Below are 26,524 nucleotides of genomic sequence, written 5' to 3' on the forward strand. Positions count from 1 at the left end.
AAAAGTGTCTAATTGACTCGAAAGCCTTCTATTTATGTAACGTACCATACAGAACGATCATTGCTCTCTGCTGGATAAACTGTATCATATACGTCCACCTTATGAGCGTATTTCGACGCTCTCATGTGGGCCTTGAACTCTCATTGCTATGGTTGTTTCCCAGGAGACAGGCTCTGCTTACGATCCCCTCATCAGTAGGAAGCAGACAATGCCTTTTCTAACTTCGAGATGGTCGAAGGGGAAGCGGCATAGATTTTTATACGGAGACTGGCAGAAAAGATGGCCTGCACATGGTCGAATTCCAGGAGACCGAGCACTGGATGCATGATGAGTCGTGGCCCATTGGGCAAACCTTGTATATCATGTTGCTCCCACCATTCTCGAAATAATGGGCTCATGTGCTGTAAATCATGGAGTAACTCCTCAAAAGAGGCATCATCTGGATAGCGAGCATAATCGGCACGAAATTGGGCTACCAGGTTGCGCGCCTGTACCTCCCAGTCAAGATTGAGCGGGTGTTTTTGCATCTGAAAATAGCGCCAGACCATATTGAGTGAGTACGGTGGAAAGGGCTCATCAAAGCAAAAGACCAGGTCAGCCGCCCGGTTCCTGAAAAGAACATCCCAGCGCCGCCCCATGATAAAGGCTGGATGCGGAGTTAGCACCTCCACTACGCGCTGTAGTTCTGGAGGGACCTCTTCTTCCTCTGGTGGCACTTTCATGGGCAACGTATAACCTGCCAGCAGGAACAGATACTTTTCCTCCACATGGGTGAGCCTGAGCGCCTGTGCAATACTTTCCAGGACTGGCATTGAGGGATGAACATCCTTTCCCTGCTCCAGCGAGGTGTACCACGAAACTCCGATATTCGCCAATTCCGCCACGTCTTCGCGTCTCAACCCGGGCGTTCGATGCCTGCTGCGTGCTGGTAATCCTACCTCTGCATGGGAGAGTCGGGCACGGCGCGTGCGCAAAAAGGCTGCGAGTGCTTGTCGTTGTTTTATTTCTTCCATCTGTTTCCCTCTTTATCCTACCACTCACAATCGTACGATCACGAGAGGTTGGTTATCTGAATGTCTTTCAAGCATACTAAGTCTGTGGAGTCCAGGTCAAGCGAGAGGCGCGAAGAGATCTGGCAATACCTCTCTTTTGATAATAGAAAAAAGCGTTCATTTACAAGGAGTCAAATGATCATGAAAACTATTCTTGTCACAGGTGCAACTGGTAAAGTTGGCAGTCACTTCGTGCCCCGTCTGTTGCAACGTGAAAATAACGTGCGTCTTCTCGTGCGCCGAGCGGATCAGGCTGAGGCTTTTCAAAGATTGGGGGCTGAGGTAATAGTGGGAGATCTGAGCCAGCCAGAGAGCCTCGCTGCGGCTGTTGCAGGAGTCCAGACCGTTGTGCATCTGGCAGCCTTTTTCCGGGGAGCCGACCAGGAGCGCATCAGGACGACTAATGAGGATGGCGCTCTCGCTCTGGCGAACGCCTCCCTCTCCGCAGGGGTTGAGCGCTTTGTTTTTACCAGCACGAGCAATGTCTATGGTCCAGATCATAGTCGGCCTGCTCGCGAAGATGATCCCCTGCGGGGAACAGCCACCTATCCGCAAAGCAAGATCGCGGCTGAACAGGCTCTGCTGGAAATGTATCACACACAAGGTTTAGGAGTGCGTATCCTGCGCCTGAGTTTTGTCTATGGAGAAGGCGATACTCATGTGCACGATGCCCTGCCGATGCTTGGCGAAATGCAGTGGCATCCAGCAAGACGGCTGCATATGGTGCATCATGCCGATGTCGCGCAGGCATTGCTGCGCGCTATTACGATCGCTGGTATCGATGGTCAGATCTACAATGTTGCCGATGATGCGCCCATGAGTCTCATCGAGTTGCGACGCTTGAATGATCTGCCAGAAGGTGCAAGTAATGCAAATGTCCCCTTTAATGATCCATGGGGAGGGATCGTCGATACCCTCCGTATTCGCGACGAACTGGGCTTCCGTCCCATCTATCCTTCATATTACGCGGCAAGAGATGCAGGTGCACTTTAATGCTGCTGCTGGGATCCTCTTTGGGCCTTCTGCTTTTGGAGAACGCTCCTGGGCCACGGCGGCTCGTCTTTGACAAACTCGCTTCCGGACGACTTTCTCAGCAAAAGCCGCCGGAAGCATTCCTGGACCTTCCAGGAGAAGCACAATGAAGTTGATCCAGAGGAGAGTGAGGAGATCAAAACCGTTTCAAGCTGATTTCTGTTCATTGCTCTGCTTGAGTGGTTTGATGATTTCATTAACCAGACGTGGGATGACTTCTTCCTGCTGGTAGAGTTCAACGATACTCAAGACAAGATGGGTTACCCCGGCATCGATCCAGATCTGTGCCGTCTCACGTGCTTGACGAAAATCCGTATCAGCTGGATTGAGTCGAAAGGCGCCTAAGCGTTCAAGTGTGCTGGGGTCACGCCCGATAGCTTCACAGTACTGCGTCAGACGAGCGCTTTTCTCGCGAAAATCCTCGATGGTTGGAGACATGGCGCTCCACACATTCGCGTGTTTGGCAACGACCCTAAGCATCTGGTCGCCTGCTGCGGCAATAATGATTGGGGGAAACGGCTTTTGCTGGGGCTTCGGTTCGCTATGGGCCTGGTGTAATTGATAATAGTGACCATCAAAGGTCGGGTTCGTTTCCGTCCAAAGCTGCTGGATGACCTGGCAGGCTTCATCGAGCCGTTTCACCCGTTCGGCTGCGCCAGGAAAAGCCAGGCCATAGCCCTGATGTTCTTGCGCCGTGGCTCCAATGCCAAAGTTGAGCCGCCCTCCTGAGATATGGTCCACCGTGACGGCTTCTCTGGCCAGGATAGCAGGATGACGATACGTAACGCCTGTTACTAGATGTCCCAGACGCACGCGCTCTGTCTCTGCGGCAAGTGCTGCGAGCAAGGTCCAGCTTTCAAAACAGGGACCATCTGTAGGCTCACGTAAAGGCATAAAGTGGTCGAAGAGCCACATATGGTCAATCAAAGGCTCACGGTCAGCCTCTAACCAGATCTCAAGGAGTCGTTGATAGCTAATATGCTGTTGGGGAGTATGAATACCAAAGTGTACCTGGGTGCTCATCAGTGCTCTCTTTCTCTTCTTCCAAGTGCCTGATCGTTTCTAGGGGAAGCAGTCAGGCAGATCTCAAAAAATTAACCGGTTAATGAAATGGGCAAAACAGATCGAGCTCAAGGTGCTTTGCTTTCGCACGTCAAGGTTCCGAAGGGATATCCTCAAGATTCTGAATCATCTGTTTGAGCAGACGCATCAAAAAGGCCCGTTCGACCTCAGAGAGACCTGCCAGCATCTGCTCCTCGACGTGCATTATGACCTGCGGGATGACCGGCTGAAGCGCCTTTCCTTCCGTCGTCACTTTCACAATGACCAATCGAGCGTCAGTGGGATGGGAATGTTTCTCCACCAATCCCTGGCGGCCCATCCGTTGAACGGTTCGGGTGATCGAAGGGGCTTCAACCGCAAGCCGTTCGGCTATTTCTCCCACCGTAAGGCCCTCGGGTGTCTCCCAGAGCAATTCGAGGAGGTGATGCTGACCAGCGTGAACGCCATAGCGTTGAAGCTGTTGCTCACAAGCCTCCTTGGCTTGCCTGGCAAGATACGCAAACATCTGTAGAAACGATTCCGTCTTCATCCTCATCCTTCATCCTCCAATGTTTTTCATTAACCAGCTAAAGAGATTAAACCATATCTTCTTGATGCTGTCAACTCGGCTTTTCTCTTCTCTTTGCGTTTCGGAGTCGGTCTATGACAATTGAGGAGCGTTTATGCAGAATTGTACCGTAAATCCCCATAGACAGGAAATAGAATGCCATCAAAAATTGTTGTTTTGAGTGACGTTGACAAAAGTTTTTTTTGCTACTACACTTAAATATGTTGCATCTGATGGTTATCCTTGTAATGTCAATTGTAGTGATTATTGTATTTCACAGCGTTTACGTATACTTGTGTTCATTTATATCGCTACCATTGTTTCTTTCAGGTGACTATCCTTGTCCGATGTCGATTTGAAAGGGTACTATTTTGAAGATGATAGCCCAGAACGATATTTTTTCTCACGTGCTCCACGGAGAGCTCCCTTCAGATGAAGAAGCTCGTGGCTTGCATACCTTCTCCGATCTTCCCCTTTTGTTAGAGACAGCCACGCAATTGCGTGATCAGGCTCATCTTAATCGGATCTCTTATTCGCGTAAAGTATTCATCCCGCTCACCAAGCTGTGTCGGGATGTTTGTCATTACTGCACTTTTGCGCAGCCTCCGCGGCGCGGGGAGCGTGTGTATATGACGAGTGAGGAGATTCTTGAGGTTGCGCGTGCCGGTGCTGAAGCTGGCTGTAAGGAAGCGCTCTTCACGTTAGGTGACAAGCCAGAGCTGCGTTATAAAGCGGCTCGTCAGGAGCTTGAGGCTTTAGGATATCCATCCACGATTGCCTATCTGGCGGCGATGGCCGAGCTGGTCTGGCGCGAGACAGGTCTGTTGCCGCATATGAATCCCGGCGTGTTGACTGCTGAGGACCTGGCTTTGTTGCGTCCGGTCTCGGTCTCGCAGGGGATTATGCTTGAGACGGTATCAGAGCGTCTCAGTGAGCGTGGTGGACCTCATTATGGCTCGCCGGATAAGCGTCCCTCTGTGCGCTTGGAGACGATCCGCCTGGCTGGAGAGTTGCATGTCCCATTTACTTCGGGTATTCTGATTGGTATTGGAGAGAACCGACTGGAGCGCATTGAATCGCTACTGGCGTTGCGTGACCTGCATCAGCGCTACGGTCATATTCAAGAGATTATCATTCAGAATTTCCGCGCCAAGCCAGATACAAAAATGGCTGATGCTCCCGAACCAGATTTCGATGATCTGCTCTGGACACTGGCGATTGCACGTATTATCTTCGGGTCGGCCATGAACATCCAGGCCCCGCCTAATCTCAGTCCTGACGGCTATCGGCATCTGGTGGCAGCCGGCCTGAACGATTGGGGTGGCGTCTCGCCAGTCACGCCTGATCATGTCAATCCCGAGGCACGCTGGCCGCACCTCCAGGAACTGGAAGAGCAGACACGGCTGACAGGTAAGATTCTCGTCGAGCGCCTGGCTGTCTATCCGAGCTATGTGCAGGATAGCGCTCTCTGGCAGGATAAGCAGATGGCTCCTGCGGTGATCAAGATGAGTGACACCGATGGATTGGCTCGCGTTGATACCTGGTCTCCTGGCGAGCAGGTTGCCATTCCTTCCGATTATAGTGCCCAGGTGATCCACGATCCTGCGTTCAAGGATGCAAATGTTACCGCCGAAGTGAAAGAACTGTTGGCGAAATGCCTGCGCGCTGAGCCTCTGACCGAGGCCGAGATCGTGCGACTCTTTCAGGTGCGCGGCGATGAGTTTGTCGCCGTCTGCCGAGCGGCTGATGATTTGCGCAAGAGCCTCAATGGTGATACCGTCACCTATGTGGTCAACCGCAACATCAACTACACCAACATTTGCTACTTCCGTTGTCAATTCTGTGCCTTCTCCAAAGGAAAGCTCAGCGAGAACCTGCGCGGAGCCCCTTACGATCTCGCTCAGGATGAAGTCGTGCGCCGAGCTCAGGAGGCCTGGGATCGCGGAGCAACAGAAGTCTGTATGCAGGGAGGCATTCATCCAGAGTACACGGGTGACACCTACCTGAAGATGTGCCGAGCGATCAAAGCGGTCCTACCCGACATGCATATCCACGCCTTCTCGCCACTCGAAGTCTGGCAGGGAGCGCAAACGCTTCACATCAGCGTCCACGAGTTTCTTGTACGTCTCAAAGAGGCGGGACTCAACACGCTTCCCGGCACCGCTGCCGAGATTCTGGATGATGAGGTGCGTGCGACTCTGTGTCCCGATAAGCTGAAGACCGATGAATGGTTGCATGTGATGGAAGAAGCGCATAAAATTGGCTTCCGCACTACTGCCACTATCATGTATGGGCACATGGAGCAGCCCAAGCACTGGGCGCGTCACCTGATGCGTATCAAAGCGCTCCAGGAGCGTACCGGAGGCTTTACCGAATTTGTACCGCTACCCTTTGTGCACATGGAAGCGCCCGTTTACTGGAAAGGCAAGGCTCGCCAGGGACCAACCTTCCGCGAAGCGGTCCTCATGCACGCCGTGGCCCGCTTAGTGCTCTATCCCGCCATCAAAAGCATCCAGGTCTCATGGGTCAAGATGGGCAAAGATGGCGTACAGACTTGTCTACAGGCCGGCTGTAACGATATGGGCGGGACTCTGATGAATGAGAGTATTACACGAGCCGCTGGCGGCGAGATGGGCCAGGAACTGCCTCCTGAGCAGATGGAAGCCCTGATCAACGAGATCGGCCGCACCCCAGCGCAGCGCACCACGCTGTACCGACCAGTGAGCGATGAGCGACGTCAAACATCGTTCGCCGCCCAGGAACTCCAGCCAATCGTACTGACTCCCAGCAAGCACTACGCCCGAACTCGCTAAGATAGCGCTGTCGGAGCATGAAGAGTATACTCGATGTTCTCTTCATGCTCCTGTTTTTGTCATGGGAGTGCTATTGGATGTAGCGTTCCCATGACCAGTGTCGAGCGAAGCGAGGACACCGTAGCGTCGAACGCTTGTGTGCGATGTTCCTGTGACTCGTACGGGGCATCGCTCAACATCTTTCTGCTGGTCTCCCAGGGCAAAAAAATGAGCACACCTGACAGACTTGACAAAGAAGATCTTTCTAATTAGAATAATATGTATTAGGAGGATTTAGGCGATGGAAATCGATCACCAGGAGGGGAAAAACCCCGAAGAGCCATTGGGCTTTGCGCTGGGAGCAGCGGCACGCAAACTCGCAAAATTTTACACTCAGGCGTTGGCTGGCTCTTCTCTCACGCCCTCGCAACTGTTTCTCCTACGCCAGCTCTGGCTCGAGGATGGGTTGCCTCTACGTGATCTCGGGCTGCGTGCTCAGCTTGATGCTACCTCAACCACCTGGCTCGTCGATCAATTGGAGAGAGCAAGTCTGGTCGAACGCAAGCGTAACGATCCTGATCGACGTATCGTGCGTGTCTGGCTGACCGAGGCGGGAAGACAGACTCAGGCTACCTTGATTCCAGAACTTTCACGCTGGGAAAACGCGCTCCACCGGGAACTTTTACCATATCATTCCTCTGATGAGATCGCCACCTTTCGCCGCGTGCTTGCCACATTGATCACCTCACTCCCAGAAGGAGATGATTTATGGAAACAGTTAGAATCTTCCTGGGATCAGCGGCTTGACCAATTGCGTTCGTTGACCGAAACGACTGATGAGAAAGGATAGCGATGTATTATGGAGCAAACACATTTGATTGGGCGAACACTTGAGAAAGAACTCTTTATCAAAGCGAGTCCCCAACGCGTCTTTCAGGCTCTGACCAGGAAAGAAGACCTGGAACGCTGGTTCCTGGTAAAAGCTGAGGTCGACGCTCGCCCGGGGGGAGCAATCAGATTTGAGTGGGGAGAGAGTGTAGTTGAAGTTGGCAAGATCCTTGTGTATGAGCCGCCCCATCGTCTCAGCTATACCTGGGAGGCTATGGAGCCTCATCCCACTACGATCACCTTTGAATTGACGGCTCAAAACGATGGTACGCATCTCCGCCTCATTCACACAGGCATCGGCGAAGGTGAGGACTGGGATAACTACTATCACTCCGTGAATGGCGGATGGAGCGCTCATCTGGTCGATCTGGTTGCCTGGCTCGAAACTGGCATCTGCCCTCCACCTGGCCCCAGATAGTATGTGCGAGGTCGAGCTGATAGAGCATAAAAAGCCTTCCTTGCAGAGGAAAAAGCAAGCATTTTCAAAGGAAAGAGGTTGTCAGTAATGATTACGCAGGATTATCACAAAAGCATCGCCACCACAGTTCCAGCGGAAGAAGCGTTTGAAAAGATTAGCAACGTATCTTCCTGGTGGACTCCTAATATCAAAGGCAGTGCCAAACACCTCAACGATGTTTTCACCATGTTTACTGAAAAGACAACAGTTACTCATCAAGTAGTAGAAGTTGTTCCGAACAAAAAATGGGTGTGGCTGGTGACCGATTGTTATCTGCACTGGCTTAAAGACACAACCGAATGGAAAGATACGCGTATTGTCTTTGAAATATCAGAAGAAAACCAGCAGACCCGCATCGACATGACTCATCTTGGTTTAGTTCCTGGAGTTGAATGTTACAACGTCTGTGAAGGCGGCTGGAATCGCCATCTCAATAACCTGGCCGCCTGGATCGAAACCGGCATTTCTCCCCTGGCTTAGTGCAGAGCAATTAGAATGGCCTGCCTCTACGGCGAGCCATTCTTCTCCTTTATTCCTATGAAAAGCTTTGACTCTCTTCTCTGGCAGAGCGATCCAATTTACAGACCATATAGGGTGAAATTCTCTAATGGCAGGAGCGATTTCTCCATTGTTCCGCTGTCCTGTCTCACTCTATACTCTGAGCAGGCGATATGGGTTGCCACATGAATACAAAAACGCTTCAGGAGTCCCCATATTTTTATTCCCTTGCACTCGGCTGGAAGCGAGAGAAAATCGGGACAAAATGTTGAGACCCCCTTTCGATTAGACCAATTTTCTTAGTGGGTATTTTGTTTGAACCTTTTCCTCCTATGCTGGTACTTACTTTCAGAGGAGGCAAAATCAGTTGACACTTATTGAAGGGTTGAGTAGCACAAGTAAGATGACCAGTCAACCGAAGAGTGAAAACTTTCCAGAAAACTTCCTGCTGACCTGTATTGCCAGAAAAGATCGTAAAGCTTTTGCAGAACTCTATATGCGTTTCCAGAGTCCGCTGTTTCGCTATCTTTTTCACTTGATAGGGCAAAAAGAGTTAGCAGAAGATGTTCTGCAAGAGGTCATGTTAATTATCTGGCAGAAGGCACATACTTTTAGTGGCAAAGTTCGGGCAGACTCCTGGATCTTTGGCATTGCGCATCATCAGGCATTCAAAGCGCTACGACGAGTAACAACCACTACATTTGTCGGTCTCGATGCTGCCCAAGATCTTTTAGATAATGCGCTTACGCCAGAAGATACTATTCTGCACAGATGCACACAGGATGAAGTGCTGCAAGCCTTGAAACTACTAACGCCAGAGCATCGCGAGATCCTGGAGTTGGCTTTTTTCCAGGATTTTGGTTACCTGGAGATCTCGACGATTGTTACCATTCCTGTCGGTACTGTTAAGAGTCGCTTAAGCTACGCACGGCGCGCATTGAAAGCCGCCTTATTACAAAATGGATGGGAGGCATAGTATTTCCTTATGGCACAATACGATGATGATTCTGTGTATGCTAACTGTCCACATGATCAGTTGGAATGGTTGGCTAACGGCACGCTTTCACCAGAGGAGCAACACGTTATTGAGGCTCACCTGAGTACGTGTATACGCTGCCAGGAGGAGCTTGCCGCTTTAACCAGCATGCGTCGGATGATGCGAGACATCAGCTACCAAACGCCAGAGCCACGCGCCGATCTTTTTGCCCAGATCGAAAGCCAGCTTGATCAGCTAGTCGTACCTACTCCAAATCTCTGGGCCTGGTTGTCTGCGCAGCTCAGAACATGCTGGCTTGCTTTCGCCATCTGTGTAGAGCATTGCAAAATACAGGTCCGCCTGATCAAGCTTGATCTCTTTGTGCTGCCTCTCTTGCTATTGCCTCTGGCAGCTCTGGTTGTCTATCTCCCTCCGGCATGGGGAGAAGCGCTCTGGGGGCACACGCCCGCTAATGCTGGATTACTGGCAGCATTGCTTACAGCGCTCAGTATGGCCTTTCTTTATGGTCAGGAGGCTGATCCCGCTCGCGAGATGACTCTGGCAGCTCCCACTTCACCTCAAGTGGTGCTGGGAATACGTTGTTTCCTGGTTTTTAGCTATGATCTATTAATCAATTGTGGTCTGGTATTACCATTTTTCTCATTGCATCATATCGCTACACCAGAGTGGTTTATCAGCAACTGGTTTGCACCTCTGTGTTGCTTAAGTGCCTTAGCACTCCTGTTAAGCGTGGTGATGAATACCAGCACAGCCATCCTTGTCTGCTCTCTACTTTGGGTTTTACGTCTGCCTGGAAACATTGCTCTGGTGCAGAAAATGGCCTGGTTACAACCATATGAAGACTTCTGGCATCAGGGGCCTCCCCTCTTCGCACTCACCGTACTGACACTACTTGTAGTCTTTATTGTTCTTGGAAAGAGAGAACATTTCACATGATGATATCGACAAAGCCAATTTCTTCCAAAAATCCTTTTTTTGCGGCGATATGGCAGATCTGGGCCACTATACGCATCGAAATCTTGATGCAATGGCGACGTTGGGGCTTCTGGCTGGCCTTTGCTTGCATCTTTCTTTTTTGTCTCTGGCTCATCTTAAGAGGCGTACAAGGTGATAGCTTGCCTGATGAGGCTGGCGCTATCGTTGCTTACAATATTACTGATGTTATTACCTTTTTCTCTATATTAACTTTTGGTATCGTGGTCTCGCTGCTCGTTGCAGATCGTATAGCACGTGATCGACGCCTGGGCATGGTCGTGCTCCAACGTACGACTTCCCAGGGGATAGGGATATATCTATTGGGGAAATTCATCGGCAACTATCTGGCCATCCTGATCCCAGTTTTTTGCAGCCTGCTCCTCTATGGATTAATTCTCGTGATTCAAGGTATCCACATGATTCTGCTGTGGGCCTTATTGCAAAGCTTTGTGCTGGTCTATCTGCCATCATATGCCGCCTTGCTTGGCATAACCCTGCTTGTGGCGAGCTGGCTACCTGTACGTATTGTACAAATCGCGATGGCACTTATCTGGCTCTATGCAAACGTGCATCCACCAATTTTTCCAGATCTCGCCGATACTATCTTTAACCCGAATGGAGGCTATGTGATCCCGGCTTTATTGCCTGGCCAGGGTTCAAGGATATTGGGTGTGGATCCTTCCATGCCATTAGCGCTACAGAATATCGAGATGTTATTACTGACCGCCTTTATCGCTGTTGTCCTGACGTATGGAAGTCTGCTATTCCGTCTTCAACGCGAGGAGGTAGGATCAAATGCGCGTATCTGAGCCGATGAAGACAGCGCCGCAGTACACAGAGACGTTAACTTCACAGCGTTTATCATGGCGCGACACGCTATTACTGATCTACTATCATTTTCGCCTGCTCAATTGGTGGCTCTTCCTGCTGATGCTGCTGGGATTTCTCGGATCATGTGTTCTGCTCTGGTTTGAGTTACGGATAGGTAGAAGAGACGATGTCATACATTTTAGCATTTTTGTCCTGGAATCAGGTGCTGGATTACTGGGTGGTATCCTCGCCAGTACCCTTATCGTTGGAGATCCGCTCCTGGAGCTGACTATAGCAACTTACTCGGGCATTGGACAAGTGTTGTGCTGGCGCTACGTGCTCATGTTCGTGCTACTACTACTCGGTTCAGCTACCTATCTACTGTGGAGCCTCGGCAATGGTGTAAGTTATATGCCACATCAGTCCCTGCTCATACTCGTGCTGATCTGGCTGGCTCCAGTCTTGCTTATGAGTATGTTGAGTTTATTCAGCTCAATGGTTACTCATAATGCTGCTCTGGGAGTTGTGATTGCTCTCATCCCTTTAATGGTCGCGCTTTTCCTGCACGAGCCACTATTGTCGACCCCGGCTATGCACATCTTCTTCATTCCCTACTCTTATTGGGCGTTGCAGGCACCTGATTGGTTGACAAACCGTCTGGTATTACTCGGTATCGCCTTCATTTTCGCCGTAGGAGTTTATCTGTGGATGCAGCATGAAGAAGCTCTCTTAGATCAAAGACAGTAATCGTGACTTTTACATCAAAAGGATTTGCTCATGAATATTATGATTGAGAATATGTCAAAAAATTATGGTACCCATCAGGCGTTACAAAATGTGAGCTTGTACATTGAGAGTGGCATGTTTGGTCTTCTTGGTCCTAATGGAGCTGGAAAGACCACGCTACTGCGTATCTTAGCGACCCTACTCCGTCCGACCAGTGGTCATGTTCAGGTTGGTCCATATGACCTGAGTCAGAAGAAGCAGCGCAAAGAGTTCCGCGTCCATCTTGGTTATCTGCCGCAGGAGGTCAGCCTCTATCCTGATCTAACAGGACGGGAGTTTCTTGACTATATGGGGCTTCTCAAACGCCTTTATAATCGCCCTGCGCGGCAGCAACAGATCGCCGAGTTGCTTGATATCGTCCATCTGACAGAACAAACTAACCGTGCGATCAAAACCTACTCAGGCGGTATGAAGCGCCGTCTGGGAATTGCCCAGGCCCTGCTAGGAGATCCTCGCGTTTTGATCATCGATGAACCCACGGCGGGTCTAGATCCTGAGGAGCGCATTCGCTTGCGCACTCTTCTCAATGAAGTCTCAAAAGATCGCATCGTACTACTATCCACACATGTCGTCGAAGATATTAGTCAGACCTGCGAACGCGTAGCTGTACTCAGTAAGGGAAATGTGGCCTTCAATGGCCTGACGAGCAATCTGATTAATGCCGCCACGGGTCATGTCTGGCAATTCCTGGCCGCTGCGAACTATAGTATCCCGGACGAACTAAGTGTCATCTCTGTACAACAACACCATGATGGAACGCTTTATCATGTCGTGGGGCCACAGCCTCACGGTGACATTGCTAACCTTCAGGCTCTCCCTCCAACACTGGAAGATGGCTATATCTGGCTGCGTCAGCAGGCATCCGGCAACGGCGTACCTCAAGCCACAAATTATGTGGCCAACAGATAGAGAACTTTCGTATCCATGCGCTGTCTCGGCGGTGAGATAAAAAAAGAGACTGTGTATCTAAACACACAGTCTCTCGACAAACGTTAGAAAAAGTTTTAGCATAGGTTTTTTGCATGCTCGGTTTCCTTTTCTCCTCTTTATCCTTCGTATCAATCAGAGAACCCCTTTTATCAAGCTCTCATACAGAGGGGTATGAAACCAGTGTAACAGGAAGGATTTGCTGATAGTATATTAAAATTGTATGTTTAAAAGGAGATTTCATGATGAACCTTAAACCAAAATATAGTATTCGTTATTGGTTTGAGTGGCATGGAGAGTGCTTTTGGAGCACGAATAAGGCTGCCCGTGAACAGTTTGGCTATGGTATTGCGCCAGAGGATTTACCTTTATCCATGGAAACTATCACACGAGCAAATGCTCTTATAGAGTGGCATGATCAGGCATTGAATTGGGATTATCCTCCTGATCCTGGTCCCTGGCGGCAAGATGAATGTGAGCGCTTTAATCAGGCTGCAAGAGACTTTCTCAACGTTGTTCGTCAGGAACTGGAAGCAAATTTTGAGGTGGTTGACGCGTTTGAGGAAGAAAAGGAAGATCCAGATCTTGATGCCTATTTACGAGATCCAAAGGGATTCGAAAGAAAGCCGTAATTTCTCTCAAGAACAGCTTCCTGGTCCATGATAGAATGTGAAGAGCATGTCTCTCTCGTTGAGGCGAGATAGCTCTTCACGTTTTTGTCTACGTACTGCGCGTTAGATAGCTATACGTCCTCCATCAACGGGAAGTATTGCTCCATGCACGAAGTTTGCCTCATTGCTGGCCAGATAGACTGCGGCTTCTGCAATCTCGGAAGGACTCGCTACTCTCCCGGCTGGAGCTTGTTGGGCAAGCTGATCCAGAGCCCCTGCTATGAATTCGGTGCCGGGGGTACGGGTTGGGCCAGGCGAAATCGCGTTGACATTGACGCCGCTGGGACCAAATTCCGCTGCCCAGGATTTGGTAAACAATGTGAGTGCCGCCTTCGTGGCCCCATAGATAGCGAATCCAGATTTCCCAATATGGGCAACTATGGTTGTAATGTTGATGATTTTTCCCGACTTCCGTTCAGCCATGGAAGGAGCCAGGGCTGCTGTGAGATAAAATGGTCCTTTCATATTTGTTGCGACCACTGCATCGAAGGCGACCTCATCCGTCTGTGCAGTTGGACCAACGACTCCGGCTCCCGCATTGTTCACCAGAATATCGATAGGGCCAAACACTTCGCTTGCCTCCCTGGCAAGGCGATCGGCTTCTGCCTTTGTGATAAGATCTGCTCTTACGAAAGCGGCCGTTCCACCAGCCGCCTGGATTGTCTCGACAACAGCCTTGCCACGTTGCGCGTTTCGCCCTGACACGACTACATACGCCCCTTCACGCGCAAAAGCTTCTGCAATTGCCTGACCAATCCCTGACGTTGCTCCCGTAACCAGAGCAGTTTTTCCCTGTAAACGCATACATATTTCCTTATTTTATAGCAGTACATTATTGAACGAAGGATTGTGTGGTGGCTAGGCACGTTTGTGAAGTTGTTGAAAAGACCAGCGATTGCCATCGGGATCGCTAAAGTGGACGAAGTCTCCCCAGGGCTGTACATCGACCTCGCTAATATCCGCACCTCGCGTTAGCAGTTCTTCTCGGATAGCTCTTACATCCTCGACGACCAGCAGACCACCTTCGAGTGAGCCAGGTTGCATGGTGGTAATCCCCATACCGAATGCGATGGAACAGGCAGAACCAGGAGGGGTCAGTTGCACAAAACGCAGGTTTTCGCTGACCTGATGGTCATGATCTGCGTGAAAGCCGATCTTCTCGGTATAAAAAGCCTTTGCGCGATCAACATCCGTGACAGGTACGATGACCAGTTCGAGTTTCATCTGCATTGCCATAATTTTTTCTCCTCTTTTATTCAGGCTTTACTGTTGCTTCTGTTCTCAGTATATGTTATAAAGAGGACAGAATCGACCCTCGTTTAAAGATGTTTTTCGTGCAGATGGAGAAGATATCTTGTTTGCGACAACGCACAAAGGGGAAGCTTAGATGTATCATCCGACCAGTCGCGTCTTGACCGTTCTTGAACTGCTTCAGGCCAGACCCTCGATCACCGGTCCTGAGCTCGCTGCTCGTCTGGAGATGGACGTACGGACCGTACGGCGTTATATCGCGCATCTTCAAGATGTCGGTATCCCGATCGAGGCCAACATCGGTCGTCTTGGGGGCTATCGACTACGTCCGGGCTTTAAGCTTCCTCCACTGATCTTCACCGAAGCAGAGGCGACGGCTATTATGCTTAGCTTATTGGCCAGCGAATGGTTGCAGATTGAACATTCGTCGCAGGCTATTGAGGGAGCATTAGCTAAAGTCTCGCGCGTATTGCCCGTGCCTGCGCGAGAGCGTCTCAACGCCATCTCATCGCATCTTGTCCTTTTTCCACAGAGCCAGCAAGTGCGTCCTGACGCCTCGCTCCTGATAGACCTGAGTGGAGCTATTCAGGCCTCTCAGCGTATCGAGATCGAGTACTGCTCATATAATCAGGAGATAACCAGACGCAAAGTCGAACCGTATGGCATGTCTGGTTGGCAGGGACACTGGTATCTGATGGGTTACTGCTGCCTGCGCCAGGGGAATCGCATCTTTCGTCTGGATCGCATCCAAAAGGTGCAGATCCTCTCCGAGACCTTTGAGAAAATACCGGACGTTGATTACGAAACCTTTATCCGTGAAAGGCATAAGCCTGCTAACATTCAGATAGAAGTCGAGTTCCAGGCAGACCTATCCACCGTCCGGCAAAAGATCCCCCCATCCTACGGGACGTTGACGCCCACAGCGACAGGAGTCCTGTTCCGGGAAAACTATCTAGACGTCGCTGGTATGGCTCGCTATCTGGTGTCGCTCAATCTTCCATTTGTGGTACACAATCCGCCAGAATTGCGCGATGAACTGCGTATATTGAGCGAGCAGTTGCTTCAGATCGCATCTCATTTTCCTCAGACAGTAGACAAATAACACTATGCATCTGCATCATTACAGCCTATGCAGCTTCGTGGTTATATGAAAAGCCCGGTAGGATATACAGTGGACTTGATATAAGTATTTTTCTACTGTACCATATAATTAACGATTTTGAGATATCATATTCAACAGGAAATCGCCCTCCTCACATTGGAAGGAGCCTCTCATGAGCAGCTTTGAGTTATGTGTGACTTTACTAGTAAGTTTGTTTCTTATTGGTGCAGGCACCTTCGTCCTTCGTCGTGGATTTTCTCCCTTTGGCTCAAGCGACCAATTGTGGAAAAGCCTGCTGAAATGGCGCGTTTTTAATACATCTGATCCGCCACGGGCGATGCTAGAGGATATTAAGCAGAGCTGGTGTTATCTGCGTGGGGTAATGATGATTGGTAGTGGGGTGGGCATTCTATTGTTTGTGGTTTTTATGGCGCTTATGGCTTTGGTTCTCACTGGCACTATCGTTAATGATGGTTTTGAGGATGCTTTTTCTTCCCTATCCATTTTTTACATTGCTTTCTTTGTGGGACTAGGCCTGGGAGGAATATTTGCCGTATGGAAGTTGCGCCGGTCTACGAAGCGCAAGATAACCTATGCAGATCTACAGCGGCGGCTGTCCGATTATCGTGGTCACATCCTTCCCTGGGTACCTGTAGTTGTGTTGCTGGAGACGCTGGCGTTTAGCTGGTTCTTTGCGCCACATCTGGGAACGGTGCTACAACTTTTTCAATGGAATGGCCTCAATGTAACTGTTTCAAATAATTTGTGGATGCTCAGTCTGATACCGGCTGTGATACTTGTGATCTCTGTGCTGGCGGAATTCTTAATGGCACGCTTTGTACGTTTGTCCCGCTTGCTGATCACTTCCGACGCGATTGTTTCTCAACGTGCCGATGATATGATGCGTGCTATGGTGCTAGGTATAATACAAGTTTATCAGTTGATTGCTGTGTTCAATCTGGGATTGTTACAGAATAGCATTATTGTACACAGTTTGTGGTCCTCTGGCTATTGGGGCATTGGGAATCGTCCATACGCTGTTCTGTCTGATATTTTCTTCTACGTGCTTGTGCTCACTCTGGTAGGAGGAGGTGGTCTTGCGGCATGGCGCAGTCCACTTGGAGGAAATCTGCGCCGCTGGCCCTGGCAGGCAGAGTCAGCTGGCTCTCGCAGTAATCTTCCTATCCTGGAAGAGGAAGCGCGTATGCATTAGGTTGTGGTGATGCTGTAGAGCTTGGAATAATGAGCATAGCGTAGATGTTTTAAGCTATATAAATAGTGTGAAAGTTCTTTTGATAAAACTTTACTTCTGTTTTTCGTTTCTTTGTAGATAGTTCCCGCAATCCCTCCTTGAATGCATGGATGTGAGCAACATTGGTTGCCCTCTATCTGCGTCCAGTTGTCTGTCGTGTTGTAGCGTATCGGACAACTTTCTCTATGAAAGAGGATTTTTATGGCTAAGTATATTCTTGCCCTGGATCAAGGAACAACCAGTTCACGAGCGCTTCTTTTTGATCACGCTGGATCGATCGTTGCTACGGCTCAACAAGAGTTTCCTCAGATTTATCCAGCTCCGGGCCTTGTTGAGCATAATCCGGAGGATATCTGGTCCAGCCAACTGGCAATGGCCCAGGAGGTGGTCAAAAAGGTTGGAGCTTCCACGTCTGATATCGCTGCGCTGGGCATCACGAATCAGCGTGAAACGGCGCTGGTCTGGGAGAAGTCCACTGGCAAGCCGGTGTACAACGCGATTGTCTGGCAGAGCCGTCTGACCGCTGATATCTGCGCCGCCCTAAAGGCCAAAGGCTTTGAGCAGGAGGTCCGTGAGCGGACAGGTCTGCTGATTGATCCATACTTTTCTGGGACGAAGGTCAAGTGGATTTTAGATAATGTTGCAGGAGCCCGTGAGCAGGCCGAGCGAGGTGAGTTGCTCTTCGGGACGGTTGATACGTTTTTGCTCTGGCGTTTATCGAAGGGGCGCATTCATGTGACCGACTATACCAATGCCAGCCGCACTCTCCTCTTTAATATCCACACGGGCGAATGGGACGATGTACTCCTGAACGAATTGGGTGTACCGCGCTCAATGCTGCCCACCGTAGAGCCATCGAGCGCCGTGTATGGCGAATCCGATCCTGAGTTCTTTGGTGGCCCTATCAAGATGGCTGGTATTGCTGGCGATCAGCAGGCGGCAACCTTTGGACAGGCTTGCTACGAGGTTGGCATGGCCAAGAACACCTATGGGACTGGTAGCTTCATGTTGATGAACACAGGCTCGCAGGCGGTGCCCTCCAAAAATGGCCTTTTGACCACGATCGCCTGGGGATTGGATATCCCTTCGGTGCCTCGCATTACGTATGCCCTGGAAGGGAGCATCTTTGTGACTGGAGCGGCCGTGCAGTGGTTGCGCGATGGTTTAAAAGCTATCCAGAGCAGCGGCGATGTTGAAGCATTGGCGGCATCCGAAAAGGACAATGGGGGCGTCTATCTTGTACCGGCTTTTGTCGGATTGGGTGCGCCACATTGGGACCCTTATGCGCGTGGTCTGATTGTTGGCCTGACGCGTGGCTCGACGATGGGACACATTGCGCGGGCGACGCTTGAGTCGATGTGTTATCAGTCGCGTGACGTGCTGGAGGCGATGGTCGCTGATAGCGGTACTGACCTGAAAGCTTTGCGCGTCGATGGCGGTGCTGTGGCCAATGATCTCTTAATGCAGTTCCAGGCGGATATCCTGGGTGTGCCGGTCCAGCGACCAAAGATCGCCGAAACGACCGCCCTTGGTGCGGCCTATCTGGCTGGATTGGCGGTCAAGTTCTGGGCAAGCATGGAGGAAGTCTCAGAATACTGGGCGATTGATCACACCTTTGAGCCACAAATGAGTAAAGATCAGCGTGATGATCACTATACACATTGGCAGCGAGCGGTTGAGCGTTCCTTGCATTGGGAACGATAATTTCTTTCTGCACGTGTAGGATGTAGATTGTTTGTCTCGACGACGCACACCCTCTTTGGATGTTACGAAAACATATGGATGTGATGATCAATGTATGCTTCGAGTTACACTTCAGATTATGCAGAAAGGAAGAATTGTACAGAAGAGGGAGTGCTACGATGGTCTCTTAATCATTGATCGCATTTCGCTTCTGTACATTCTTAGAGAAAGTATATGGAACCTCTTTCAGCGGAAGTACGGACACGTAATGTGTCAAAATTAGGACAAGAACAGTTTGATGTGCTGGTGATCGGTGGTGGTCTGACGGGCGCGGGCGTCGCATTGGATGCTGCTTCACGTGGATATAGTGTCGCGCTGGTCGAAAAAGGCGATTTTGCGAGTGGTACCAGTAGTAAATCGACGAAGCTCGTCCATGGTGGTATTCGCTATCTGCCCAACTTCGACTTTGGCCTGGTCCACGAGGCGCTCGTCGAGCGTGGATTACTGCTACAAAACGCACCTTATCTGGTTCATCCCATCGAGTTTGTGCTCCCCATGTATGAAGGGGATCGTCATCCGGTTGGCATGCCCTTTACCACGCCGCGTGGGATTGGACTGAAGCAGATCCTTAATCTCGGTCTGACTCTGTATGATCTGATGGCTGGTAAGCGTAGCGTCAAAAGACATCGCCACCTGACGCATGAAGAAGTCTTGAAATATGCCCCTGCGCTCGTGACAAAGGGCTTGAAGGATGGCTTTACCTACTATGATGCTCAGACGAATGATGCGCGTCTGACGATGACTCTGATCCTGACGGCGGCCCAGTATGGTGCGAGCATCACTAATTACACGCAACTGACTTCCTTTGTCAAAGATAGCAATGGCAAGATCAATGGAGCGGTGATTCACGATAATATCGATAATCGTGATTTCACTGTCAAAGCGCGCTATATTATCAACGCGACCGGTGTCTACTCGGCTGATATCGAGGAATTGACCGGAGTCGAGCCACAGATTCGCATCGAGCCCAGTAAGGGGGTCCATTTGATGTTCTCACGTGAGGATCTCCAGATCGGCGATCGAGCCATCGTTCTGCCCGAAACTGAGGACAGGCGTATCCTCTTCCTTGTCCCCTGGGAATCACGCGTTGTTTTCGGCACAACAGATACCGGTAGTGGAGATCTTGAGCATCCAGTCACCACCTACGAAGAGATCCAGTATCTGCTCAAATACCTGAACCGCTACTTCTCGCTCAACCTGACGCAGGACAATATCATCAGCACCTACTCAGGCTATCGTCCGCTTGTCAAGCCGCGCAACACTAAAGCGTCGACCGCCAAGCTCTCGCGTTCCCACGTCGTGTTGGAGAGCGAGTCCGGCCTGATCTCGATTGTCGGTGGCAAGATGACCACCTATCGACGCATGGCTCAGGACACCATTGATGTCTTAAACCGGCGTGATCAAGCCAGGCCAGTGCATCCAACGCAAGCTATACCCCTGCAAGGTAGTGCTGGCTGGGCACGTATCCGCCACAACATCAATGATCGAGGACTGAAACTTGGTCTCGCTCAATCGTCCATCCAGCATCTCGGAGACAGTTATGGCACGAACACCCAGAAAGTGCTGGATCTCGTCGAGCAAGATCCTATGCTTGGGAACCGGCTCATCGACGACCTGCCATACATCAAAGCCGAAGTGCTCTACTCTGTCCGCAACGAGATGGCTATGACCCTCAGAGATGTCCTGGCGCGACGTATGTCAATCATCCTTGAAGACCGTCAGCGCGGTTTGGGCATCGCCAACGAAGTCGCCACCATCCTGGGACGTGAACTCAACTGGTCAGAGAGTCGCAAGCAGGCTATGATCGACGAGTATCAGCAGGAGATTGATCTTGAGTACGCTGCCGAGCGTGGTCAGACACAGTCCCGGCCCATCAATGCTCCGGTCCAGGAAGTGCTTAATTAACATCGTGTTTGTAGAAAAAGTGGGTTGTCGTGCACGTACGACAACCCACTTTTTGTGGAGTACTCAATAAGCTATTCATTGAAGCCAACCATTTCGGAGGAAGCTTCTGGTGGCATGAAGTGATCTTCCACTCAGCCATGGTCCCTTCTCTTGCTTACAGGCCTGATCAAGGGTTCGTGTGCTCAGGCTGTTTGCTTTGCCTCGACCTTTTTCTCTATACGGAAGACTGGATAGGCCTGTGCAACCTTTGCAAATTCCGCAACGGGGGCATTTTTGTTTACGGGGATATGAGGTCGCGCTCCTGGTGCGCGTTGCAGGAATGCCTTCAAGATGGGCGCACGCTGCTCATCGGGAACCTCTTCGAGGTGAACCTCCACACGTTTGCCGCTTCGGATGGCTGCTTTGCCTCTTGTGGCACGAACATTGTGGACCCAGTGTACATTTTCTCCCAGCATTGATACCAGGTATTGCTGCCCCTCAAAGTTAGTCATCACGACCGGCAGCGAGATCGTACGCCCAGACTTGCTTCCAGTTACTTCCAGCGTTACCATCAAATCGCGTGTGAGCCCTAATGATGCGATCATTGCTCCATACTTATTCATGATCTTCGCGATCCAGTTAGGTCGTTTTTTTCGGTATAACCATCGCAGAAAGTCGTCGTATTTCATCTCAGCCACGGTCCCTTCTCCTGCTTACAGGCCTGATCAAGGATTTCGCGTTAATGCATGCCATGATCATATTTGCTCACTATTTATATGATAGAATCATAGTAAGCTCCTGTCACATCGCTATCACAGCAGCATGTCCTCGTACCTCAATTTCATCACAACATGCTCTCTATTCGGATGCGCTTGACGCTGGTCATGGGAGCGTTTCCGTGGCACAAAGGCGAAGCGTACCCTCTCTATTTCCCTTCTTCATGCATTGATCGCCTTTGTTCGAGATAGTGGAGGACAGAGTGGCACCAGGCAAGATAGTTGTGTTCGTAGCCAATGGTGTACGCGAATAATAACTCGTTTATCTCGAAGAAAACGTTACCTTCTGGTGTGTCAACCTTAGCGCTTCGCTTCTTCTGCAGGATGTGCTCCTGGAAGGCAAGATGCTCGGTATGAAGTCGAATCTGTTCGTGAAACATCTCTATTAGACGTGCTGGATCAGCCACCCAGAGGCTGTAAGCTTTTAAGTAGAACTCATCACGTAAGCTGGTGAGAGGAGTGGGTGACTCCACCCAATGCTGAAGCACTGTCCGCCCTTTTTCAGTTATCTCATATACCTTTTTATCAGGGCGTATCGCATGTTGCTCTACCAGCTTAAAGCGGAAGAGACCCTGCTCCTCCAACTCCCGCAGCGCCGGGTAGATCTGTGTATGACTGATCGCCCAGAATGGAGTAAAGCGGGTTTTTAACTGAGCTGTCAGGTCATATCCTGACATCGGCTCGCGTGCTATCAGACTTAGTAGAATGTATCCCAGGGTATTCATGACGTTTTTCTTCCTATGTCTCAATTAGACATATGTAATGTTTTGACATATGATAGCTTCTTGTGATATCCTGACTTATGTCACATCCTTACATACTTCAGGATTGAATATCTATTCTCGCAGAAGAGGTCTCGTCTGGCAAGCATGGATGGGGTAGTAACAACGAATTTGTATATAGATCAGGAGGAAGAAATGACACAGCGAACATGGTTTATCACTGGCGTGACCAGTGGTTTCGGTCGCCTCATGACTGAGCAACTACTTGAGCGTGGGGATTACGTCGCTGGCACTGTGCGCAATATGGATGTGATGAGTGACCTCAAGGCAACATACGGCGATCGCCTGTGGCTTGCTCATCTCGATGTTACCAATACACCGGCAATCTACGAAGTGGTGCATAAGGCTTTTGCTGATCGTGGTAAGATTGATGTTGTCGTCAACAATGCTGGTTATGGTCTCTTTGGCCCGGCAGAGTCGCTGACAGACGAACAGATCACCCATCAAATCAATACGAATCTACTTGGTTCTATTCAGGTAGTGCGTGCGGCTCTGCCACATCTACGGGCACAAGGTGGTGGTCGCATTATCCAGCTTTCCAGCGTTGGAGGTCAGTCTGCTGCTCCTGGTGGTTCTCTCTATCATGCCAGTAAATGGGGAATCGAAGGCTTTATGGAGGCAGTGATGCAAGAAGTTGCACCTTTCAATATTGGGGTCACCATTGTTGAGCCGGGTGGGGCACGTACAGCGTTCAGGTTTGGTGGCGCACAGCTTGGCTCAAGGATGGAAGCATATGAGGGGACGCCGGCGGATATGGTCTATCATATCCTGCAAGATACGTCGCATCCTTCGCCTGGCGATCCTACTAGGATAGCCAGGATTATGATCGACAGCGTTGACCAGCATCCTGCACCAAAGCGTATCGTGCTTGGTCGTGACTCCTTTACCGCTATCCACAGGGCTCTGACGGAACGCCTGGCCCTGGTTGAAGCACAGAAGGATCTCGCTTCTTCAACCGATATTCCTGCAAACGTATAACTATCACCATAAATTTCTCAGACCGGTAGCAGCTCGGCGGTACGTACAATACTGTGACATGAAGGAATCATCACCCCCAAAGAGATCAAGCCAGCCGACGTAGCGGCGCGGCTCCGCCGTGCTGTCACTTCCCGCACGAAAACGTTTCACATGCATCTGGAAGCAACGCAGAACGAGACGATCCACGGCGGAAGCTCTCGCAATGGAACCTCATGAGGAGCGTGGTCGTACGAGTCACAGACAGCACGGCGGAGCGTGTGACGCCGTGGGCGAAAGGGTTTTTATTCCCGGTTAAATCAGCGCGCCTGCAAAAACTGTTTGCGCTTGATACTGGCACGATCCAAAATGTGTGCAGGCGCCCGTGTGTCTATAAAAGCGATCGGCTTGCCCTGTGCATCAAGTTGATAGAATCCAGCCGATTTCCTACTCTGGATGGTTAGCAGGACAATCATCCAGCTCATCATCGGAAACGGTCCCATACGCAGCAGGAGAGGTAGGGAACGGAGTTTCGGCGCGTAGAATAGCTTGAAGAGACCACTGAGCAGTGTCAGGATTACCGCTATGCCTTGATAGACCAGAAGCTCTTTGGGCATAGCGTATCCAACGGCAAATTCGTCGCTGTCCTGTTGGGGCCAATAGGCAAAAATATATAATTGCTCTGGCTGTATATGATCGGGTGTGTTCATTTCTGTATCCTTCTGAATTTCTTATTGTTAGAGTGTTTCAGCTTGGTGCGACTATATCTGCTGTAAAAACTGCTTACGATTAACCCCGACTCGTCCCAGAATGCTCTTTGGCGCTTTTTTGCCGATAAAAATGCTCGGATTCCCCTGTGCGTCGAGCTGATAGAAGCCTGTTAATTTTCGGTGACGTAGCGGAAGGAGGGCGATGAGCAAACTCAGACCTATCTTGCTAAACGTAAAGACCATCCTTCCTTTATGGTTGGGATTTGTATTCACATTCTTGATTGGGTTAGGAAGGAATAGGCTGAGCAGACTTGTGGTCAGCGAGTAGATTATGCCGATGCTTCGATAGATCAGAACGTCTTTGGCAATAGCATATCCAACCGCCTGCTCATTCTTCATTTGGGAAGGCCAATAGGCAGAAATATAGAGTTGCTCTTGCTTGGTGCGATCGCGTGTATTCATTACATTTTCCTCTGGATTTCTTATAGTTATAAAGTAGATGTTGCGCTTGCTTATATAGCATGTGTTCTATTCTCTATACGCTATAGATGAGAGGAGGTTGTGCGAGATGAGTCAATGAGCTTACATCAATCCTTTGACAATACCTTACCACCGCACAGCCAGTAAGGCGGAATCATTGTGATCTCTGCTCATTTGATAACTGTCACGGATAGCAGTAATGTACCCGACTATCCGTGACAGTTATATTAAGCTTTGCGCATATATGCCTTCATGGTCAGTGGTGCAAAGATCAGTACTATTGCCACTGCGCCAAGCAATGTCAGCCAAAAGTCCTGTCCGATGGTGCCACTATCTGCGAGTTGGCGTACCGCCGAGACAAGATGTGAAATGGGATTGAACTTGACAAAGACCTGTAGCCAGACTGGTAAGGTATTTGCTGGTACGAAGGCGTTGGAGAGGAAGGTGAGTGGAAACGTAACTAACATCGAAATCCCCTGCACGCTTGATGCTGTTCGGGCGATCACGCCGAAGAACGCGAAAATCCAACTGACGCACCAGGACACACCCATTACCATCACACCGCCGATCACTATGCCGAGCAGTTCCGGTCGGTAGCCCATGATGTAGCCCATGACAATCGTCAGCGCTGTCGCAATCCCATACCGAATCGTGTCTGCCAGGAGTGCTCCTGCTAGTGGTGAGATGCGTGCGATTGGCAACGTGCGGAAACGATTAAACACCCCTTTGTCCATATCTTCACGTAGTTGCACTCCCGTAACAGTTGAGGTATTAATTACTGTTTGGACCAGAATACCAGGGATAATGATGGGGAGATAGCTTTGAATATCGCCAGAAATCGCGCCACCAAAAATGTAGGTAAACATCAAGGTAAAGATGATTGGCTGCAAGGTCACATCAAAGAATTGTTCGGGCGTGCGGCGCATTTTGCATATACTGCGATACGCCATCACCAGCGAGTTACTGATGGACTGCTGCAAGCTGACATAATTTTTCAGGTGACGCTCTGCGATAGAGGGTATGGCCTGGGTATCCTTCATAGTTTGGGTGCTATTCATCATCTACATCCTTTTCTTTTGTATCGTGTCCGGTAATCGTCAGGAAGACTTCGTCAAGCGTTGGTTTCTGGACGCTCATTTCGCTAAGGTGGATGCCTGCACTCCTGAGGGCGACCAGTACATCGCTGACCTTGTCTGCGTTTGCCATCGGCGCACTCAAGCTCCCGGCCATCGGTAAGTGCTTCGCTTTGATACCAAGATGGGTCTCGATAATCTGTTGCGCCAGTGGGAGCTGAAGGTTATCTTGTATGCGTATCTGTAAGGCCGCTGTGCCAACCGACTTTTTCAACTCATCGGGTGTGCCTTCCGCTACTACTTTGCCGCTGTCGATCACTGCAATGCGGTCAGCAAGCTGGTCAGCTTCATCAAGGTATTGTGTGGTCAGGAGGACGGTTGAGCCAGTATCGACCAGACGGCGAATTGTCGACCACATCTGCGCACGCGTGCGTGGATCAAGGCCAGTAGTTGGCTCGTCTAGAAAAAGCAGCGGTGGCTGCGCGATGAGGCTGACTGCCAGATCAAGCCGACGACGCATCCCACCGGAAAAATTCGCGAGAGGTCGTTTCGCCGCTTCCATCAGACCAAACACATCTAACAGTTCTGCGGTTTTTTGCCGTGCCGCCGCTTTTGTCAGACCGAGCAGCCGGGAAAAAATCATGAGATTTTCGGTTGCGGAGAGTGCTTCATCGACCGAAGCGTACTGACCGGTTACGCCAATAAGCTGGCGCACGATCTGTGGTTCTTTTTCAACGTCGTGTCCAAAGATGCTGGCTGTGCCTCCGTTGGGCCGAAGCAAGGTCGCTAACATATTAATCATTGTGGTCTTACCAGCACCATTGGGGCCAAGAATTCCGTAAATACTGCCGGCTGGGACGTGCAGATCAATACCGTCAACGGCGCGATGATCACCAAAGACTTTGACCAGTCCACGGGCGTCAACGGCAAGTTCCGGAGTCTGTTGTTTTGCCATATGTGTATATCCTTTCACGCTGTTAAGTTATATTCTTGGTAAATGTCCAGTTGCTTGCCATTTCCTTT

General features: G+C 50.2%; 29 protein-coding genes. 16 read left to right on the top strand and 13 right to left on the bottom strand.

Annotation, left to right across the window (positions count from 1 at the left end; all coding sequences use genetic code 11):
- Positions 1 to 191: 191 nt before the first annotated feature.
- Positions 192 to 1,013: a helix-turn-helix transcriptional regulator gene (locus tag AC27N8_RS09365; RefSeq protein WP_487066266.1), complete on the bottom strand. Its 822-nt coding sequence runs from the start codon at positions 1,011 to 1,013 to the stop codon at positions 192 to 194.
- Between the two features lie 180 nt (positions 1,014 to 1,193).
- On the opposite strand from AC27N8_RS09365, the gene AC27N8_RS09370 reads away from it, so the two are divergent.
- Complete coding sequence (locus tag AC27N8_RS09370; protein ID WP_487066268.1) at positions 1,194 to 2,045, top strand: NAD-dependent epimerase/dehydratase family protein; 852 nt, start codon at positions 1,194 to 1,196, stop codon at positions 2,043 to 2,045.
- A 186-nt stretch (positions 2,046 to 2,231) separates the two neighbouring features.
- Here the strand turns inward: AC27N8_RS09370 and AC27N8_RS09375 are convergent, their stop codons facing one another.
- Together AC27N8_RS09375 and AC27N8_RS09380 are read right to left on the bottom strand one after the other, a co-directional pair.
- Entirely contained in the window at positions 2,232 to 3,107 is an 876-nt protein-coding gene (locus AC27N8_RS09375) for an LLM class flavin-dependent oxidoreductase (RefSeq protein ID WP_487066270.1), read from the bottom strand.
- Between the two features lie 130 nt (positions 3,108 to 3,237).
- Positions 3,238 to 3,675, bottom strand: a complete 438-nt coding sequence (locus tag AC27N8_RS09380) for a MarR family winged helix-turn-helix transcriptional regulator (RefSeq protein ID WP_487066272.1) — start codon at positions 3,673 to 3,675, stop codon at positions 3,238 to 3,240.
- 395 nt (positions 3,676 to 4,070) lie between these two features.
- Here AC27N8_RS09380 and cofH point away from each other — a divergent pair, with 395 nt between their 5' ends.
- Positions 4,071 to 6,506, top strand: coding sequence for a 5-amino-6-(D-ribitylamino)uracil--L-tyrosine 4-hydroxyphenyl transferase CofH (gene cofH / locus AC27N8_RS09385; RefSeq protein ID WP_487066274.1), 2,436 nt, complete (start codon positions 4,071 to 4,073; stop codon positions 6,504 to 6,506).
- Positions 6,507 to 6,565: 59 nt separating this feature from the next.
- On the opposite strand, the gene AC27N8_RS09390 is transcribed toward cofH, so the two are convergent.
- Entirely contained in the window at positions 6,566 to 6,739 is a 174-nt protein-coding gene (locus AC27N8_RS09390; protein ID WP_487066276.1) for a hypothetical protein, read from the bottom strand.
- Positions 6,740 to 6,786: 47 nt separating this feature from the next.
- Here AC27N8_RS09390 and AC27N8_RS09395 point away from each other — a divergent pair, with 47 nt between their 5' ends.
- The 9 genes from AC27N8_RS09395 to AC27N8_RS09435 all read left to right on the top strand — a co-directional run bounded on the left by AC27N8_RS09395 (position 6,787) and on the right by AC27N8_RS09435 (position 13,455).
- Entirely contained in the window at positions 6,787 to 7,335 is a 549-nt protein-coding gene (locus tag AC27N8_RS09395; RefSeq protein ID WP_487066278.1) for a MarR family winged helix-turn-helix transcriptional regulator, read from the top strand.
- Between the two features lie 9 nt (positions 7,336 to 7,344).
- Positions 7,345 to 7,791 (top strand): SRPBCC family protein, encoded by a 447-nt coding sequence (locus AC27N8_RS09400; protein WP_487066280.1) that lies wholly within the window; start codon positions 7,345 to 7,347, stop codon positions 7,789 to 7,791.
- An 87-nt stretch (positions 7,792 to 7,878) separates the two neighbouring features.
- Entirely contained in the window at positions 7,879 to 8,310 is a 432-nt protein-coding gene (locus AC27N8_RS09405) for an SRPBCC family protein (RefSeq protein WP_487067917.1), read from the top strand.
- 385 nt (positions 8,311 to 8,695) lie between these two features.
- Entirely contained in the window at positions 8,696 to 9,304 is a 609-nt protein-coding gene (locus AC27N8_RS09410) for an RNA polymerase sigma factor (protein ID WP_487066282.1), read from the top strand.
- Between the two features lie 9 nt (positions 9,305 to 9,313).
- Positions 9,314 to 10,261, top strand: a complete 948-nt coding sequence (locus AC27N8_RS09415) for an anti-sigma factor family protein (RefSeq protein WP_487066284.1) — start codon at positions 9,314 to 9,316, stop codon at positions 10,259 to 10,261.
- Entirely contained in the window at positions 10,258 to 11,109 is an 852-nt protein-coding gene (locus AC27N8_RS09420) for an ABC transporter permease (RefSeq protein ID WP_487066286.1), read from the top strand. The genes AC27N8_RS09415 and AC27N8_RS09420 overlap by 4 nt, the downstream gene beginning before the upstream one ends.
- The gene (locus AC27N8_RS09425) at positions 11,096 to 11,857 is read left to right on the top strand and encodes a hypothetical protein (protein WP_487066287.1); all 762 of its coding nucleotides are present in this window, start codon (positions 11,096 to 11,098) and stop codon (positions 11,855 to 11,857) included. Before AC27N8_RS09420 ends, AC27N8_RS09425 begins: the two co-directional genes overlap by 14 nt.
- Positions 11,858 to 11,887: 30 nt before the next feature.
- A complete protein-coding gene (locus AC27N8_RS09430) occupies positions 11,888 to 12,805 on the top strand; it encodes an ABC transporter ATP-binding protein (RefSeq protein WP_487066289.1) in 918 nt (305 codons plus the stop codon).
- 260 nt (positions 12,806 to 13,065) lie between these two features.
- Positions 13,066 to 13,455, top strand: a complete 390-nt coding sequence (locus tag AC27N8_RS09435; RefSeq protein WP_487066291.1) for a hypothetical protein — start codon at positions 13,066 to 13,068, stop codon at positions 13,453 to 13,455.
- A gap of 102 nt (positions 13,456 to 13,557) precedes the next feature.
- Here AC27N8_RS09435 and AC27N8_RS09440 read toward each other — a convergent pair whose 3' ends face one another.
- Both AC27N8_RS09440 and AC27N8_RS09445 read right to left on the bottom strand, forming a co-directional pair.
- Positions 13,558 to 14,298: an SDR family NAD(P)-dependent oxidoreductase gene (locus AC27N8_RS09440; RefSeq protein ID WP_487066293.1), complete on the bottom strand. Its 741-nt coding sequence runs from the start codon at positions 14,296 to 14,298 to the stop codon at positions 13,558 to 13,560.
- 54 nt (positions 14,299 to 14,352) lie between these two features.
- The gene (locus tag AC27N8_RS09445) at positions 14,353 to 14,724 is read right to left on the bottom strand and encodes a glyoxalase superfamily protein (protein WP_487067918.1); all 372 of its coding nucleotides are present in this window, start codon (positions 14,722 to 14,724) and stop codon (positions 14,353 to 14,355) included.
- A gap of 157 nt (positions 14,725 to 14,881) precedes the next feature.
- Here AC27N8_RS09445 and AC27N8_RS09450 point away from each other — a divergent pair, with 157 nt between their 5' ends.
- From AC27N8_RS09450 to AC27N8_RS09465, 4 genes are all read left to right on the top strand, one after another.
- Positions 14,882 to 15,847 (top strand): helix-turn-helix transcriptional regulator, encoded by a 966-nt coding sequence (locus tag AC27N8_RS09450; RefSeq protein ID WP_487066295.1) that lies wholly within the window; start codon positions 14,882 to 14,884, stop codon positions 15,845 to 15,847.
- A gap of 172 nt (positions 15,848 to 16,019) precedes the next feature.
- Positions 16,020 to 17,060 carry a hypothetical protein gene (locus AC27N8_RS09455; RefSeq protein WP_487066297.1) on the top strand — a complete coding sequence of 347 codons (1,041 nt, stop codon included), beginning with the start codon at positions 16,020 to 16,022 and terminating at the stop codon, positions 17,058 to 17,060.
- 240 nt (positions 17,061 to 17,300) lie between these two features.
- Positions 17,301 to 18,803 (top strand): glycerol kinase GlpK, encoded by a 1,503-nt coding sequence (gene glpK, locus AC27N8_RS09460; protein ID WP_487066299.1) that lies wholly within the window; start codon positions 17,301 to 17,303, stop codon positions 18,801 to 18,803.
- A gap of 213 nt (positions 18,804 to 19,016) precedes the next feature.
- Positions 19,017 to 20,747 carry a glycerol-3-phosphate dehydrogenase/oxidase gene (locus AC27N8_RS09465; protein ID WP_487066301.1) on the top strand — a complete coding sequence of 577 codons (1,731 nt, stop codon included), beginning with the start codon at positions 19,017 to 19,019 and terminating at the stop codon, positions 20,745 to 20,747.
- A gap of 182 nt (positions 20,748 to 20,929) precedes the next feature.
- On the opposite strand, the gene AC27N8_RS09470 is transcribed toward AC27N8_RS09465, so the two are convergent.
- Entirely contained in the window at positions 20,930 to 21,415 is a 486-nt protein-coding gene (locus AC27N8_RS09470; RefSeq protein ID WP_487067919.1) for a nitroreductase/quinone reductase family protein, read from the bottom strand.
- 236 nt (positions 21,416 to 21,651) lie between these two features.
- Entirely contained in the window at positions 21,652 to 22,227 is a 576-nt protein-coding gene (locus AC27N8_RS09475; RefSeq protein WP_487066303.1) for a PadR family transcriptional regulator, read from the bottom strand.
- Positions 22,228 to 22,419: 192 nt separating this feature from the next.
- Between AC27N8_RS09475 and AC27N8_RS09480 the strand changes: the two genes are divergently transcribed.
- Entirely contained in the window at positions 22,420 to 23,262 is an 843-nt protein-coding gene (locus AC27N8_RS09480; protein WP_487066305.1) for an SDR family oxidoreductase, read from the top strand.
- Positions 23,263 to 23,265: 3 nt separating this feature from the next.
- On the opposite strand, the gene AC27N8_RS09485 is transcribed toward AC27N8_RS09480, so the two are convergent.
- The 5 genes from AC27N8_RS09485 to AC27N8_RS09505 all read right to left on the bottom strand — a co-directional run bounded on the left by AC27N8_RS09485 (position 23,266) and on the right by AC27N8_RS09505 (position 26,456).
- A complete protein-coding gene (locus AC27N8_RS09485; protein ID WP_487066307.1) occupies positions 23,266 to 23,448 on the bottom strand; it encodes a hypothetical protein in 183 nt (60 codons plus the stop codon).
- 110 nt (positions 23,449 to 23,558) lie between these two features.
- Complete coding sequence (locus AC27N8_RS09490) at positions 23,559 to 23,948, bottom strand: hypothetical protein (RefSeq protein WP_487066309.1); 390 nt, start codon at positions 23,946 to 23,948, stop codon at positions 23,559 to 23,561.
- Between the two features lie 51 nt (positions 23,949 to 23,999).
- Complete coding sequence (locus tag AC27N8_RS09495) at positions 24,000 to 24,410, bottom strand: hypothetical protein (protein WP_487066311.1); 411 nt, start codon at positions 24,408 to 24,410, stop codon at positions 24,000 to 24,002.
- 245 nt (positions 24,411 to 24,655) lie between these two features.
- Positions 24,656 to 25,489 carry an ABC transporter permease gene (locus AC27N8_RS09500; protein ID WP_487066313.1) on the bottom strand — a complete coding sequence of 278 codons (834 nt, stop codon included), beginning with the start codon at positions 25,487 to 25,489 and terminating at the stop codon, positions 24,656 to 24,658.
- Positions 25,479 to 26,456, bottom strand: coding sequence for an ATP-binding cassette domain-containing protein (locus AC27N8_RS09505; RefSeq protein ID WP_487066315.1), 978 nt, complete (start codon positions 26,454 to 26,456; stop codon positions 25,479 to 25,481). Before AC27N8_RS09505 ends, AC27N8_RS09500 begins: the two co-directional genes overlap by 11 nt.
- Positions 26,457 to 26,524 lie beyond the last annotated feature (68 nt).

The organism is Dictyobacter sp. Z7_2 (genome assembly GCF_057551105.1).